The organism is Lysobacter sp. M15, from assembly GCF_022662515.1.
Classification (GTDB): domain Bacteria; phylum Pseudomonadota; class Gammaproteobacteria; order Xanthomonadales; family Xanthomonadaceae; genus JAKPBU01.
In genome coordinates this window covers 45,465-58,519 of sequence record NZ_JAKPBV010000011.1, presented here as the reverse complement: position 1 = coordinate 58,519, position 13,055 = coordinate 45,465, and the positions used below count along the sequence as shown (strand labels likewise).

Sequence of the window (13,055 nt, the reverse complement as noted above, 5' to 3'; positions counted from 1 at the left end):
GCGCGGCTGCGCGATATCGGCGGCCGCGCCGGGTCCCGCGGACACCTAGGGAACGCGGACCAGCGCCCGGTCCGGCGCGACCGGGCCAGATCGGCCATCACGCTGGGTCAGACGCAACTGGCGGTAGCGGCACACGTCGATTCCGGGATAGATCAGGGTGCGGCCATCGGCGAATACCAGGAGGAAATCGCGCACGCAATCGCCTTCCGGGATTTCCACGGTGGCCGATGTCACGCCGCCGCGCAGCGGTGCCCCGAGGTCGATCTGATGGAAGGCGCTGTCGCCTGCGGGCGCAACCGCGAGCGAAGTGACACTGTCGTGCGACGCATTGACCAGGTCGAAGTAACGCGTGGCGGCGCCCCCGGCATGGGCATGGGAGGTAGCGGCGAGGAGGGAAGCGAGGAACGAAACGAGGACGGCGCGATTCAGCATGGCGGTGTCTCCGGCTGCAGGTGAGGGCGCCGGTGCGGTGCGCGAGCGATGTGCGCTGCCTGCCGGCGCGGCCATCAGGCCGGTTGCCGCCGCCCCTGCCTATCGGTTCGGGACGAATCGTCGTGACGCGGTGGCGAATCGTAGCCGGCGCAACGCGGCGCTTTGCAGGGCCGTGGTGCGCGCCTACGATGCCCGTGCCTCATCTGGATCACCGGCATGCAGATCCGCCTCGGCAGCACGGAAATCGGCCTGTTCCGCTACCTGGCCCTGTGGACGGCGGTCGTGGTCGTGTTCGCGGTTCAGCGATCCATGAACGATGCGATCAACGGGACGACTTGGCCCGGGCACGTCTACCTGCGCTGGTCGATGATCCAGTGGTACACCTGGGCCGCGCTGGCGCCGCTGGTGTTCCGCCTGGCCGAGCGCTATCCGATCCAGGCGCCCGTGCGCCTGCGCGGACTTGGCATGCAACTGCCGGCGAGCGTGGGCGTGACCCTGCTGGCGCTGGTGATCGGCGCCTTTGTGTCGACGGCGTTCGAGCCCAGCTCGTTCGGGCAGCAGCTCCGGTATTTCCTGAGCATGCATTCGGCCACCGGATTCTTCACCTACTGGGTGCTGTTCACGATCCGGCAGGCGCTGCATTTCCATGCCGAGAAGACTCGTCGCGAAGTGGAGGCGAGCCGTCTGGCAACCGAGCTGGCGCAATCGCGCCTGCTGGCGCTGAAATCGCAGCTGCAGCCGCATTTCCTGTTCAACACGCTGCACGCGATCGTGACCCTGCTCGATGAGGACAAGGCTTCGGCCGAGCAGATGTTGCTGCGCCTGAGCGAACTGCTGCGCGCGTTTCTCGAGGACTACGATGGCCAGGAGATCAGCCTGCGCCAGGAGCTGGTCCTGATCGAGCTGTACCTGGGCATCCAGCGCACCCGCTTCAAGGATCGCCTGACAACGCAGATCTACATCGCGCCGGACACGCTCGCCTGCGCGGTGCCCAGCCTGATCCTGCAGCCGGTCGTCGAGAATGCGATCCGCCACGGTATCGGCAACCGTGTGGGCAGCGACTGTGTCGAGATCGAGAGCCGGCGCGAAGGCGACCGCCTGTGCCTGGAAGTACGCAACCGCAACAGCACGCTCGAATCCGGCGCGAACGCGCAGGGACACGGCATCGGGCTGGCGAACACGTGCCTGCGCCTGCGTGAACTGTATGGGGATGGCGCGGACGTGCGGCTGGACATGCTCTGGCCGCAGGGCGTGGCCTGCCGCATCCGCCTGCCGTTCCGCGAGATCGAGGACGCCGAAGCCGGAGCCGCACAGGAGCTGGCGCCGGCATGAGCATCGCCACCCTGGTCGTCGACGACGAACCGATCGCACGTCGCGCGATCGTGCGCCTGTTGCGTGACGATCCGGAGATCGAACTGCTGGGCGAATGCGGCGACGGAGTGTCCGCAGTCAAGGCGATCCGCAGCCAGTTGCCGGACCTGGTCTTCCTCGATATCCAGATGCCGGCGATCACCGGCCTGGACGTGGTCGCGACGATCGGCGCTGCGCGCATGCCGGCCACGGTATTCGTTACCGCCTACGAGCAGTACGCGGTGCGTGCGTTCGAGGCCAATGCCGTCGACTATCTGGTGAAGCCGTTTGGCCGCGAACGCTTCGCCGATACCCTCAGGCGCGCGAAGGCACGCCTGTCCGCCGGCGAGGGCCCGCAGGCATCGGCGAAACTCCTGGAGATGCTCGATGCGCTGCGCAAACGGGAAGACTTCCTGGAGCGCATTCCCGTGCGCATCGAGGAACATGTCGTGCTGGTCCCGGTCGACGACATCGTCTGGATCCAGGCCAGCCGCAACACGGTGCAGCTGCATCTGGCGGGGCAGGTGCACGAACTGCGCGAGACCATGACCGCGCTGGCGGCGCGGCTGGACCCGCGCAATTTCGCGCGGGTGCACCGCTCGGCGATCGTCAACGTGCGCCGGGTCAAGGCGATCCATCCCTGGTTCAACGGCCACCACGTCGTCGTCATGGACACCGGGCAGCAGCTGCGCATGAGCCGCTACCAGCACGAGACCTTCCTGCGGCTGGTGTCCACGCGCCGCGACGAGAGGGCGGGCTGAGACGCGGCGGGCGGACGAACGATTTCCGGGACCGCCTCGGCTTCGCCACCACTCCCCATGACCGATAGGACAGGCAGGGGCGCCTTGCGCCGGGCACATTGGGCGTCGACCCGACCGGCGAGACCGATCATGCTGCCGCGCATCCTTGCGTTCCTGCTCCTGCTCCTGCCTTTGGCGCTGCCCGCAGCCGAAGCCGAGCGGGCGCACACCGCCGGCCCGTCGGTGCGCGTATACACCCCGCCGCTGCGGATGCCGGCGCTCGGGTTCGCCCGCCAGCTGCGCGTGTATCTGCCGCCTGACTACGCGCGGGGCAGCCGCCGCTATCCGGTGTTGTACATGTTCGACGGCCAGAATCTGTTCGACGACGCCACCAGCTATGTCGGCGAGTGGGGCGTGGACGAGGCCATGGACGCGCTGGCACAGGAACAGGATTTTCCTGCCATCGTCGTGGGCATCGATCACGGCAACGGGCTGCGCATCAACGAGCTGATCCCTTACTGGAACGTGCGCTTCCTGCCCAATGCGGGCGCCGCCTTCGTGGCCGACCTGGTGCAGGCGATCAAGCCGTTCGTCGACGCCAACTACCGCACGCTGCCCGGGCGCGAACACACCGCAATCCTCGGTAGCTCGCTCGGTGGCCTGTCGGCCGACTACGCCATCCATCGCTATCCGGAGGTATTCGGCAAGGCCGGGGTGTTCTCGCCCTCGTACTGGGTCTCCGACGAGCCTTTCGCCATCGCCCGCCGCACGCCGCTTCCGGCCGACAGCCGCGTCTACCTGTACATGGGCGGGAAGGAAGGCGAAGAGTCGGTGCCGCAGGTGGCCCGGATGGCGGCGATCCTGCACGCACAGCCGGGTGCAGGCGCGAAGTCGGTGGCGCTGCACATCGTGCCGGAAGCCGAGCACAACGAGGCCGCTTGGCGTGCCGAATTTCCGCGCGCGGTGCGCTGGCTGTTCGGTCTGCCGGGTCCCTAGCCCCGAGCCTTTGCGCCGACCGCTCCACGCACGCGCGCCGCGTAGCCGAAGCCGCAAGTCACCTCGAAAGAGGGTTCGACGCAATCGCCGGGAAACCAACCAGCTCGATCCCGCGGCGGTCGATCACTTCCCTGACCCTGGAACTGAGGTAGGCCCAGGTCACGCCGGCACGGTCGGCGGCGACGCGCTCGTAGCCCTTGTGGCCGAAGCCGCGCATCTCGGGCGTGTCGAAGGCAGGGTGTTCGACGATGAACCAGTCGCCGGGCGGCAGCCGTTCGAGCAGCTCGACCAGCGCCTCTTCCCGATGTTCCGGCGTGGAGGTGTTGCTGCCGAAGTTTCCGGCGTATTTGACGCCATCGTCTTCCATCCGCAGGCCGTACTCGCGCGCCAGGCGTTCGGTCAGCGCCTGCAGTCCGGGAGTCGCCCGGGCGGCGAGCATGTGCGCAGAGACATGGCTCACCTGTTTGCCGAGATGCCGCTGCGCGGTTTCGATCTGGGCCCGCAGTTCGCGCTCGACCTCGTCCAGTTTCGGATGCGCGTCGACGAATCCGGTATCGGGTGGAAAGCCGGGTTCCTGTTTGGTCATCGGCCGGAAATAACCGTCCGTATCGACCAGGCTCGGCGCATGGGTCAGCGGGCGCCATTTGATGAGTTGCCATTCGCTGGTGAGTGCGAGGTGCACGCCAACGTCGATGTCGGGATTTTCCTTGATGAGCCGCACGGCATCCAGGAACCACGGGCCGGGAACGAGGACTTCGACGGAGGTGACGATGCCGTCCCTATGAGCCTGGATGCAGGCTTCGTTGACCGCCTGCGCGGCGCCCATGTCATCGGCGCGGACGATCAGGCGTATGTCGTGCCCGCCGGATGGATCCTGCTGCGCAAGTGCGGGGGTGCAGGCCAGCGAGAGCAGGAAGTAAAACAACGTGGTTCGCATTAGGCGTTTCCGTGTCCTGTGTAATGCATCACTTCTCGAATGGCTGCACGGCGCATCCCGGAATACACGTCCGGCCTCTGGAAAATTGGTCGCAGGGCCGGGCAAGCCGCGCAGAGCAGCGGGCTACTTCGCCAGCGCCTTCACCGCATCGAGCGTTTCCCTGACGTGCAGGTTGGGATTGAGGTCAGAATGGACGTGCACGATCTTGCCGTCAGGTGCGATCACGTAGGAAGTGCGGTTGGACCACTCGGGCTTCTTGTCCAGCACCGCATCGTACTGCTGGGCGATCTTCGCGCCCGGATCCGCTGCGACCGCGAACTTGCCGCCGCAATGTTCGGTTTCGTTCGAGAACGCGGCAAGCTGGTCGATATTGCCGGCGGTGACGCCGATCACGGTGGCGTGCTGCGCCTTGAATTCGTCGATCGCCTTGGAGAACAGCGCGGCTTCGAGGTTGCAGCCGGGGGTGTGGGCCGCGGGGAAGAAATAAACGACCACCGGCCCTTTCTCCAGGGCGTCCGCCAATGCGAAGGTGAACGGCTTGCCGGCGAGATAGGCCGGAGCGCTGAAGTCCGGCGCCTGCGCGCCGACTTTCAATGCGGCCAGGGACGGTGAAGCGAATGCCACGACGCCGATGATGGCGATGGCGACAAGCTTGAGCGGAGTGCGCATAGCGGGGCTCCCGTGGGATGGTCAGGCGGCGTGGGCGTCCACTGGCAGTTCTACCGGATGGAACCCTCGCACAGCGACGAATCCGACGGCGACGAACAGAACCAGCACAATTCCCTGCGCGATGGCAAAAGGCGGTTCCTGCTGCGTCGGCGCCAGAGCATGCAGGCCCGGGACCTTGTCGAACAACTGGACCACCAGTACGAATACATTGAGATACAGGGAAACGGTGGCGCCAAGCACATAGGTCCCGCGCCAGCGACCCGCCAGACGGCGCGCGTACAGCGCATACGCAGTCGCTGCGAGGACCACCGAAGACACCACGCCAACGCCAAGCGCCGGCGTGAAACCGCGGAACGGAAACAGGAATCCGGTCACGGTGGTCGCCGCGGTCGTCACCAGGAACAGCGCGGTCCAGCCCGGCAGGTGACGGGACTGCAACAGGCCCGCCATCACCACCAGACCGGCGACGATGCCGACCAGGCTCAGGGCCACGTGGAACAGGGTGAATGCGGACATGGACGACAGCATGGCGTGGCCTCCACGGGACGGTGCCCAGAGCCTGCGCCGGTTGGGCGACCGGCGCAACGGCCCGAACCGTAGTCACCGGCGCGGGCGCTGCGCGATCCAGTGGTCGAGCCGGTTGGCGAAGGCCTGGCGGTCGCGGGCATGGAAGGTCGGCGGGCCACCGGTCTGCACGCCGGAACCGCGTAGTTCTTCCATGAAGTTGCGCATCGACAGGCGTTCGGCCATGTTCTCCGCGGTGTAAAGCTCGCCGCGCGGATTGACGGCGATGCCGCCGCGCTGGAGCACGCGCGCGGCCAGTGGGATGTCCTGGGTGACGACCAGATCGCCCGGCCGTACGCGTTCCACGATCGCGCTGTCGGCCACGTCGAAACCGCCGGCGACCTGCAGGCTGCGGACGAAACGCGAGGGTGGGGTGCGCAGCCACTGGTTGGCGACTAGGGTGACCCGGACCTGCGCCCGCTCGGCAGCGCGGAACAGGATGTCCTTGATCACGCCCGGGCAGGCATCGGCATCGACCCAGATCTGCGCAGGCACGGGTTCGGCATCGGCTGGACTCACGACTCGGGGATCCCCCAGTCGTGGAGCCGGTTCACTCTGGCCGGAGGGTCGCGGACGACGAATCCGGCGACCTGGCAGGACGGCGCATGCCGTCCCGAATCGTCAGGACACCCGGCGATGCACGCGTGGTCCGGGCGGAACCGGGGTGGTGCTGGTTGCAGGCGCTTCAGGCGAAGGTGACGCGGGCGGCTCGGGCTCCGCCGGCTTGGCGGCGTTGCGCGCCTCGCGCTTGCGTGCGTCCTTTTCGTCCTGCTTCTTCTTCTTGGCGATCTCGCGTTGGCGCTTTTCGAAGGAATAGTTGGGTTTGGCCAAGGGCGTGCTCCATCAGAGGTGGTGGGTGGATTGCGGTGAACTTCGCGCCTGCAAGCGGTCAGCGGCGCGACTTGGGTCCCGGGTGCGCCGGGGCTGCGGGCGTATCGGCCCCGGGGTCGATCTTGGTCAGCGAACGCGTGATGCCCAGCACCTCGATCCGGCCGCCGGCCTTGCGGAACGCCTCCATGTCATCGGCGATCCGCTCGCGGGTAACCCCGCCGCCGCGGTCGACGGTCTTGCGTCCACCGAACAGGTGACTGGTGTTGGACGGTGGAATCGGCGTTTTCTTCTGGCGTGGCATGGGGATCTCCTTCAGTACATGGCGAGTGGGATGCCGCGGGTATTGCGGTCCGCGTAGTCCTCGCGGATCTCGCGGCAGTAGGGGCCGGCCATCGCGAAGCGGCGACAGACCTGCGGGCGCGTGCCATAGATCGAGCAGCACATGCGCGCGGCATCGATCGCCACGCACCAGCCTTCTTCATCGCGCGCCATCACATGCAGGCCGGCCTCGGTATGCGTGGTCAGGTGCAGCGGAATGCCGTCGTCGGGTTGCAATACCACCGTCAGGCGGCAGCAGACCGCGTCGCAGGCGGAACAGCTCAGCGACGAGGCACTCATTGTGGGCGTTCCGGCGGCGCGCACCGCTGGTAATGGAGGATGTTGCCGCGGCCGCTCTCGGCATCGTCGTCGTCCATGGCGCAGCGCGAACGCGTCAGCTCGAAGCCCTGCGCCTCCAGCATGCGGGTGAACGGGGCGCTGTTGCCGCGGCCCGGGTCGGTGATCAGCACTTCGGCCCCGGGGCGCGCGTGGCGCTTGACCACGCCTGCCAGCAAGGCCGCGTGGTCGCGTTCGTAAAGCACATCGCTCGCGATGATCAGATCGAACTCACCCAGGGTCGGCAGCGGGTGGTCCCAGCGCATGTGCCGGTAGTGGACGGCCGGCAGAGCGTTGAGCGCGGCGTTGTAGGCCAGGAAGGGTTCGGCCAGCGGATGGGTGTCGGAGGCGACCACGTCGGCGCCACGTCGTTGCAACACCAGACTCGCCAACCCCAGGCCGCAGCCGATCTCGAGAATGCGCTTGCCGGAAATATCGATGCGGTGCATGGCCTGGGCCAGCAACCGGCCCGCCGGCCACAGCTGGCCGAACAGACTCCATTGCGCGGAGGAAATACCCATCCGGACGCCGTGGCCGTCCGGGTCTGCGAACTGCTGACGATCGCTGAGTACCCGCAGGCGGTAGGGATGGCCGCCGACCTGGACCGTGAGATTGCGGGTGGTGTAGCCGGGCATGCCGCTCCGATGAAGCGTCGCCCAGACAACAGGGGCGATGGCGCGTGGACGGGGGCGAGGCGGGCGACGTGGGGTCGCGCGAGACGCGCGGATCGGGATAGTGCCCGAGCGGGCATTCTAGCATCCCCCGGTGCGGAGCCCCTGAACCGCGCATTGTGTGGTCTTTGACCGCAATCCCTGGACCGTGCGGGCAAGCCGGTATCGGGCGAGCGCGTGCCGCTGCACGAAGGTGCGTGAATGCGAACTGCGCCGATTGCCATGCGCCCAGCTGACGTCTTCTTCGCGCGCGCTTATCGAAACCTGCGACATCCTTTCCAATTGAGCCGTCCGCTGGATCAAGCCGTCCGAACTGGAGGATCTTATGAACCGCATTGCCAGGATCGCCGCTGCCTTCGCTGCGGGCGCGGCCGTCATGTATTACCTCGATCCGCTGGCCGGGCGTCGTCGACGTGCGCTGGTGCGCGACCGTGGCCTGGCGGCCACCCATGACGCCGAGCGGTTCGTACGCGCCAAGTCGCACCGGGCCGCGGACCGGGCCAGGGGAATGCTGGCGCGCGCGCGTTCGACGTTGGCCGATGCACCGGTGGACGACGACCGGCTGCACGAGCGCATCCGCGCCCGGCTGGGCCGGGTGGTGGCGCATCCGGGGCAGGTGAACGTGGACGTGAACCACGGGCACGTCGTGTTGCGTGGCCGTGCCTCGCCCGGAGAAATCGAAACGCTCACCGAGACTCTGTCGGTCATGCGCGGCGTGTACGGCGTCGACAACCGCATCTCGACGGGAAGCGGCCAGGCGCGTGCGTAGCCGCTGCGCCAGGCTCGCCGTTAGCGTCAAGACGAAGCCAGGATCATGATCAGCATCACCCGACCTCAGCCCGATCGCGTGGACGTCGCCTTCGAGGGCAAGCTCGACGCCGCCGGCATGCGCGCGGCGCTCGACGAACTGGCGGCGCAGTCACAGGACATCGAGCGCGGCAGGATGCTCTACAGCGTGGGCGACTTCGACTTCCCGTCCTTCGGCGCGCTGGCCGTTGAACTCGCGCGCATTCCGCAGCTGCTGCGGGTGTTCCGTCGATTCCGCCGCGTGGCGGTGGTCGCCGACGCCGCCTGGGTGCGCGGCATCAGCGAGTTCGAAGGAGCGCTGTTCCCGGGCATGGAGCTGAAGGCGTTCCCGGCGGCGCGGCGCAGCGAGGCCGAAGCGTGGCTGGCGGGCTGATGCGGCGCGCGTTGGTCGTTGCTGCATCGCTGATGACGTTGGCGCTCGCCGCCTGCGCGCAACCGCGAGCCGGCGGCGCGGAACCTGCCGCGAACACCCCCACATCCGCAAACGTCACCGTCGCCTTCGTGGGAGTGGATGTGCTGCCCATGGACCGCGACGCGCTGCTGCGCGATCGCACGGTGATCGTGCGCGATGGGCGCATCGCGCAGATCGCGCCCGCGGCCACCGTCGATCTTGCACCCGGCACCTTCCGGATCGACGGCACTGGCAAGGTGCTGATGCCGGGGCTCACCGAGATGCATGGGCACGTGCCAGGTCCGGACGACCCGCAATATGCGCAGGACGTGTTGTTCCTGTACCTGGCCAACGGCGTCACTACGGTGCGCAACATGGCCGGCGACCCCTGGCACCTCGACCTGCGCAGGCGTGTGGATAGCGGCGAGGTGGCGGGACCGAACCTGGTCGCGGCGAGTCCGTGGCTCAGCGCAAAAACCGCGGAGGAAGCCGAACGCGAGGTGCGCGAGGCCAAGCAAGCGGGCTTCGACCTGGTCAAGATCGGCGACATGCCGCGTGCGGCTTATGCGGCGATGGCGAACACCGCGCACGCACTGAAGCTGCCGTTCGCCGGCCACGTGCCGTTCGAAGTGGGGCTGGTCGGCGCGCTGGACGCGAAGCAGGCGTCGATCGACCATCTCGATCGGTACGTCGAATTCCTGGTGCCACCGGGATCCGACGTGACTGGCCGCGACCCCGGCGTGTTCGGCAGCGGCTGGATCGGATCGATCGACCGCTCGCGCATGCACGATGCGGTGCAGCGCACCGTGGCGGCGGGCACCTGGAACGTGCCGACGTTGAGCTTCATCGAGCACCTGGCCTCGCCCGAACCGGCCGAAACGATGATCCGCTGGCCGGAATTCCGCTATCTGCCGCGTGAAGTCCGCGAAGCCTGGGTGCGCGCGAAGCACGAGTACGCGCGCCGCGACGATTTCCGACCCGAGGCGGCCCAGGCGCTGGTGCGCCTGCGACGCGAACTGCTCAAGGCGCTGCATGACGGTGGCGCGCCGGTCGCGCTGGGTTCGGACGCGCCGCAGTTCTTCAACGTGCCCGGCTTCTCGGTGCATCGCGAGATGCGGATGATGGTGGACGCCGGACTGACGCCGTACGACGTCCTGGTCACGGGCACGCGCAACCCGGCGCGCGCGATCGGCACCCCCGACGCCTTCGGCACGGTGGCCGTGGGCCGGCGTGCGGACCTGGTTCTGCTGGAAGCCGATCCACGTGCGGACATCGCTAATGCCGCACGCCGTACGGGCGTGATGGTGGGTGGGCAGTGGTGGCCGGAAGCTGCGTTGCAGTCACGCTTGCAGGAGATCGCGGCGCGGCGGGCGGATTGAAGGCGGACGGCGTCGGCAACGCTGCAGCGTGAGTCCGTGTTGTCTTCGCAGCTCTGTGCCGCCGGTTTGCCCGCCGGCGCGCGAAACTCGCCGGAAGAACGAGCCAGTGCGTCGCAAACAATCAGGGCTGGTTCGACGATTCCGAACCAGCCCTGCGGATGCGGCAGGCGCTGACGCCCGTTATTGCTGCGCCGGCGCCGGGCTCGCCAGGCCGCGTTCGAAGGCATCGTCGATCAGGCGGCGCACCTGGCCGTCGGCGAGCTTGGCTTGCTGTTCGATCCGCCCGCCCAGCTTCTCCATTTCCTTGCCGATGCCTTCCATCGGCCGGCTGGCGGCTTCCATCTCGCGCCCGAGCGCCTCCATCGGAGCATGTTGTTGCTCCATGCGCCGGGAGGCCGTTTCCATCACCGCCGAATGCCGTTCCATCTGTGCGCCCAGCGCTTCCTGCTGCGCGCCCAGCGCCTCCATTTCGGACTCGAGTTGCGCCCGACGGCTGCCGTCGGCGTCGTCTAGCTGCGCCCCGAGCGCCGCCTGACGTTCGCCGAGCTCGCCCATCTGCTCGCCGAGGGCTTCCATTTGTGCTGAAGCGGCGCGCAATTCCGGTGTTTCCTGTTCCGAAGCCTCGCTCAGGGTTTCCATGCGCGCGCTGAGTGCCTCGAGCTTTTCGCTGTGCGGCTGCATCCGGGCATTGAGCGCCTGCATCTGCGTGTTCAGTGCTTCGGTCGGCGCCCACGCTTGCCGGGCCCGGGCGAGCGTGTCGGCGTCACGCACGACCCAGGCCCTACCGTCGCGGCGGAACCACAGGAAATCGCCGTCGATGCTGCCCTGGGCGGCGCGGATCTGCTCGATGTCGTCGCTGCTGCCGGACATCGCGAAGCCTTCCTCGCCCTTGCGCACCAGCGCATAGCTGTCGCCATCGCCGCGGTTGCCGATCGAGATGCGCGCCACCGGACGGGTCGCGGGGGCTGGAGTCGCCCGCGCGGCCGGCGCCGTGGCCTGCGCCAATGCCACGGGCTGGGCGACCACGCTTGCAGGCGTTGCGCGCACGAAACCGGTTGCCGGGTTGGCGATGCGCGCGTTCGCGTAGAAGGCGATCCCGGCCGCTGCCAGAGCGAGCAGCGGCAACACGATGGTGCCAGGACGACGCGTGGCTTGGGGTTGGGGGCGGACGAGTTGGCGGATGCGGGACATGAGCTGACCTCCGTGCGCGGCTTGCGCGAGTTGAAGCGGGGGAAGGGGCGATCGCTCGAGCGACATGCGATCGAGTTCGGACAGGGCGAGGGCGAGCTTGCGGCGTTCGCCCAGCGCAGTGGCGGCGAGGTCGTCGGCGACGAGTTCGCGTTCCTCGCGGATGCGGCTCGACAGCCACCACACCACCGGGTGGTAGAAGAGCAGGGCTTCGATGACGCCCTGCAGCAGATTGACCAGGTAGTCGTGGCGGCGGATATGCGCCAGTTCGTGCGCGATCAGGGCTTCCAGCAGCGACGCCGGCATGCGCGCGGCGACGGCCATCGGCAGCAACACGATCGGGCGCCACCAGCCGGCAGACAGTGGACTGTCGCCCTGGTCGGTGAACTGCAGCGCGACCTTGCGCGCGATTCGCATGCGTGCAGCGAGGCGGTCGACGCAGCCCTGCCAGTGGCCGCCCGTGTCTGCATGCGCGTCGCGGCACAGGCGCCGCACCCAGAGCACGCCGCCGGCCATGCGCAGCGACAGCAGGCCGGTGCCCACGGCCCACAGCGCCACGACCCAGGGCAACAGGACGTCGGGTGGTGTCGGCAGGGCAGGGCGGATCAGCGCGGCCGTCGATCCCGCGCCGGCGTCGCGTGCGAGCAGACGGCCTGCGGTCGGCAACGCTTCGGCGCCGCTACCCAGGAACGCCAGGCAAACACTCGCGAGCGGCGCAGCCACGCACGCCAGCAGCGCGACGCAGGCGACCGCATAGCGGGCCTGCGGACGCGCATCGCGCAGCACAAGCAACAGCAGCCACGCGACCAGACCGATCAGTACACCCTGCCACAGGAAATGCAGCAGCGCCGTGCCAAGCGCGGGCACTAGCACCACGGCCATCTCATTCATCGCCGGTCTCCTCTAGAAAGCGCTGGATCTCCGCGCGTTCGGCATCGCTGACCCGGCCACCGCGCAACGCGGCCAGGACCAGATCCTTGCCCGAGCCGGAGAAGGCCTTGTGGATCAGCTCGTCCAGCAAACGGGTCTGCAACGAGTTCTGCGGCTGTGCGGCGGCATAGACGTGCGAGCGCTGGCTTTCGTCGCGCTTGAGCAGGCCCTTGCCATGCATGATCTGCATCAGGCGCAGCACCGTGGCGTATGCCAGGTCCGGCCGCTCGCGCAGCTTCGCTTCGTGCACCTGCCGCACCGAAGCAGGGCCCAGCTGCCACAGCGTGCGCAACAGGTCCAGTTCGGCGGGGGTGGGTCTGGGCAGGCGCTTGGCCTTCGACATCGCGGGCGCTTCCAGGGAGTTCGGCCGCACCCTATCGCACCTAGACAATCGTGTCTAGAACTTTTTGTCTATGTGGGGCGTCGGTCACCCCGACTTCCGACATACGCGTGCCTCGGCGCCCCGGTGCAACACTGCGGCGTTGGCCGCAAACAGGCCGAATACCGGAGCTGCCG

General features: G+C 68.0%; 17 protein-coding genes. 6 read left to right on the top strand and 11 right to left on the bottom strand.

From position 1 onward, the window contains the following. Positions 1 to 45: 45 nt before the first annotated feature. Positions 46 to 432, bottom strand: coding sequence for a hypothetical protein (locus MC380_RS08850; protein ID WP_242103644.1), 387 nt, complete (start codon positions 430 to 432; stop codon positions 46 to 48). Between the two features lie 216 nt (positions 433 to 648). Between MC380_RS08850 and MC380_RS08845 the strand changes: the two genes are divergently transcribed. The 3 genes from MC380_RS08845 (at position 649) to MC380_RS08835 (ending at position 3,518) form a co-directional block, all read left to right on the top strand. After that, a complete protein-coding gene (locus MC380_RS08845) occupies positions 649 to 1,764 on the top strand; it encodes a histidine kinase (RefSeq protein ID WP_242103645.1) in 1,116 nt (371 codons plus the stop codon). Continuing rightward, entirely contained in the window at positions 1,761 to 2,543 is a 783-nt protein-coding gene (locus tag MC380_RS08840) for a LytTR family DNA-binding domain-containing protein (RefSeq protein WP_242164254.1), read from the top strand. Before MC380_RS08845 ends, MC380_RS08840 begins: the two co-directional genes overlap by 4 nt. A 129-nt stretch (positions 2,544 to 2,672) precedes the next feature. After that, a complete protein-coding gene (locus MC380_RS08835) occupies positions 2,673 to 3,518 on the top strand; it encodes an alpha/beta hydrolase-fold protein (RefSeq protein ID WP_242164252.1) in 846 nt (281 codons plus the stop codon). A gap of 58 nt (positions 3,519 to 3,576) precedes the next feature. On the opposite strand, the gene MC380_RS08830 is transcribed toward MC380_RS08835, so the two are convergent. From MC380_RS08830 to MC380_RS08795, 8 genes are all read right to left on the bottom strand, one after another. Continuing rightward, on the bottom strand, positions 3,577 to 4,455 hold the full coding sequence (locus tag MC380_RS08830; protein ID WP_242164250.1) for a ChbG/HpnK family deacetylase: 879 nt from the start codon (positions 4,453 to 4,455) through the stop codon (positions 3,577 to 3,579). A gap of 123 nt (positions 4,456 to 4,578) precedes the next feature. Then, positions 4,579 to 5,124, bottom strand: a complete 546-nt coding sequence (locus MC380_RS08825) for a peroxiredoxin (RefSeq protein WP_242164248.1) — start codon at positions 5,122 to 5,124, stop codon at positions 4,579 to 4,581. Between the two features lie 21 nt (positions 5,125 to 5,145). Further along, positions 5,146 to 5,640 (bottom strand): hypothetical protein, encoded by a 495-nt coding sequence (locus tag MC380_RS08820; protein WP_242164246.1) that lies wholly within the window; start codon positions 5,638 to 5,640, stop codon positions 5,146 to 5,148. A gap of 84 nt (positions 5,641 to 5,724) precedes the next feature. Then, the gene (locus MC380_RS08815; protein ID WP_242103651.1) at positions 5,725 to 6,207 is read right to left on the bottom strand and encodes a YaiI/YqxD family protein; all 483 of its coding nucleotides are present in this window, start codon (positions 6,205 to 6,207) and stop codon (positions 5,725 to 5,727) included. 102 nt (positions 6,208 to 6,309) lie between these two features. Then, a complete protein-coding gene (locus MC380_RS08810; protein ID WP_242103652.1) occupies positions 6,310 to 6,519 on the bottom strand; it encodes a hypothetical protein in 210 nt (69 codons plus the stop codon). A 58-nt stretch (positions 6,520 to 6,577) separates the two neighbouring features. Continuing rightward, positions 6,578 to 6,820: a hypothetical protein gene (locus tag MC380_RS08805; protein WP_242103653.1), complete on the bottom strand. Its 243-nt coding sequence runs from the start codon at positions 6,818 to 6,820 to the stop codon at positions 6,578 to 6,580. 11 nt (positions 6,821 to 6,831) lie between these two features. Then, complete coding sequence (locus MC380_RS08800; RefSeq protein ID WP_242103654.1) at positions 6,832 to 7,137, bottom strand: YkgJ family cysteine cluster protein; 306 nt, start codon at positions 7,135 to 7,137, stop codon at positions 6,832 to 6,834. Then, positions 7,134 to 7,808, bottom strand: a complete 675-nt coding sequence (locus MC380_RS08795) for a protein N-lysine methyltransferase family protein (protein WP_242103655.1) — start codon at positions 7,806 to 7,808, stop codon at positions 7,134 to 7,136. The genes MC380_RS08800 and MC380_RS08795 overlap by 4 nt, the downstream gene beginning before the upstream one ends. 361 nt (positions 7,809 to 8,169) lie before the next feature. Here MC380_RS08795 and MC380_RS08790 point away from each other — a divergent pair, with 361 nt between their 5' ends. The 3 genes from MC380_RS08790 to MC380_RS08780 are packed head-to-tail and all read left to right on the top strand — an operon-like array spanning position 8,170 to position 10,421. After that, on the top strand, positions 8,170 to 8,613 hold the full coding sequence (locus MC380_RS08790; protein ID WP_242103656.1) for a BON domain-containing protein: 444 nt from the start codon (positions 8,170 to 8,172) through the stop codon (positions 8,611 to 8,613). Between the two features lie 45 nt (positions 8,614 to 8,658). Continuing rightward, positions 8,659 to 9,024, top strand: coding sequence for an STAS/SEC14 domain-containing protein (locus MC380_RS08785; RefSeq protein ID WP_242103657.1), 366 nt, complete (start codon positions 8,659 to 8,661; stop codon positions 9,022 to 9,024). A gap of 32 nt (positions 9,025 to 9,056) precedes the next feature. Beyond that, the gene (locus tag MC380_RS08780; protein WP_242164244.1) at positions 9,057 to 10,421 is read left to right on the top strand and encodes an amidohydrolase family protein; all 1,365 of its coding nucleotides are present in this window, start codon (positions 9,057 to 9,059) and stop codon (positions 10,419 to 10,421) included. Between the two features lie 180 nt (positions 10,422 to 10,601). Here the strand turns inward: MC380_RS08780 and MC380_RS08775 are convergent, their stop codons facing one another. Beyond that, positions 10,602 to 12,500, bottom strand: a complete 1,899-nt coding sequence (locus tag MC380_RS08775; RefSeq protein ID WP_242164242.1) for a M56 family metallopeptidase — start codon at positions 12,498 to 12,500, stop codon at positions 10,602 to 10,604. Then, positions 12,493 to 12,882 (bottom strand): BlaI/MecI/CopY family transcriptional regulator, encoded by a 390-nt coding sequence (locus MC380_RS08770; RefSeq protein ID WP_242103660.1) that lies wholly within the window; start codon positions 12,880 to 12,882, stop codon positions 12,493 to 12,495. The genes MC380_RS08775 and MC380_RS08770 overlap by 8 nt, the downstream gene beginning before the upstream one ends. Positions 12,883 to 13,055: the final 173 nt, after the last annotated feature.

What these genes read in the sequence shown, in the direction of transcription:
- MC380_RS08850 (WP_242103644.1), bottom strand. Translation starts at nt 432, where the DNA reads ATGCTGAATCGCGCCGTCCTCGTTTCGTTCCTCGCTTCCCTCCTCGCC.
- MC380_RS08845 (WP_242103645.1), top strand. Translation starts at nt 649, where the DNA reads ATGCAGATCCGCCTCGGCAGCACGGAAATCGGCCTGTTCCGCTACCTG.
- MC380_RS08840 (WP_242164254.1), top strand. Translation starts at nt 1,761, where the DNA reads ATGAGCATCGCCACCCTGGTCGTCGACGACGAACCGATCGCACGTCGC.
- MC380_RS08835 (WP_242164252.1), top strand. Translation starts at nt 2,673, where the DNA reads ATGCTGCCGCGCATCCTTGCGTTCCTGCTCCTGCTCCTGCCTTTGGCG.
- MC380_RS08830 (WP_242164250.1), bottom strand. Translation starts at nt 4,455, where the DNA reads ATGCGAACCACGTTGTTTTACTTCCTGCTCTCGCTGGCCTGCACCCCC.
- MC380_RS08825 (WP_242164248.1), bottom strand. Translation starts at nt 5,124, where the DNA reads ATGCGCACTCCGCTCAAGCTTGTCGCCATCGCCATCATCGGCGTCGTG.
- MC380_RS08820 (WP_242164246.1), bottom strand. Translation starts at nt 5,640, where the DNA reads ATGTCCGCATTCACCCTGTTCCACGTGGCCCTGAGCCTGGTCGGCATC.
- MC380_RS08805 (WP_242103653.1), bottom strand. Translation starts at nt 6,820, where the DNA reads ATGCCACGCCAGAAGAAAACGCCGATTCCACCGTCCAACACCAGTCAC.
- MC380_RS08800 (WP_242103654.1), bottom strand. Translation starts at nt 7,137, where the DNA reads ATGAGTGCCTCGTCGCTGAGCTGTTCCGCCTGCGACGCGGTCTGCTGC.
- MC380_RS08795 (WP_242103655.1), bottom strand. Translation starts at nt 7,808, where the DNA reads ATGCCCGGCTACACCACCCGCAATCTCACGGTCCAGGTCGGCGGCCAT.
- MC380_RS08790 (WP_242103656.1), top strand. Translation starts at nt 8,170, where the DNA reads ATGAACCGCATTGCCAGGATCGCCGCTGCCTTCGCTGCGGGCGCGGCC.
- MC380_RS08785 (WP_242103657.1), top strand. Translation starts at nt 8,659, where the DNA reads ATGATCAGCATCACCCGACCTCAGCCCGATCGCGTGGACGTCGCCTTC.
- MC380_RS08780 (WP_242164244.1), top strand. Translation starts at nt 9,057, where the DNA reads ATGACGTTGGCGCTCGCCGCCTGCGCGCAACCGCGAGCCGGCGGCGCG.
- MC380_RS08775 (WP_242164242.1), bottom strand. Translation starts at nt 12,500, where the DNA reads ATGAATGAGATGGCCGTGGTGCTAGTGCCCGCGCTTGGCACGGCGCTG.
- MC380_RS08770 (WP_242103660.1), bottom strand. Translation starts at nt 12,882, where the DNA reads ATGTCGAAGGCCAAGCGCCTGCCCAGACCCACCCCCGCCGAACTGGAC.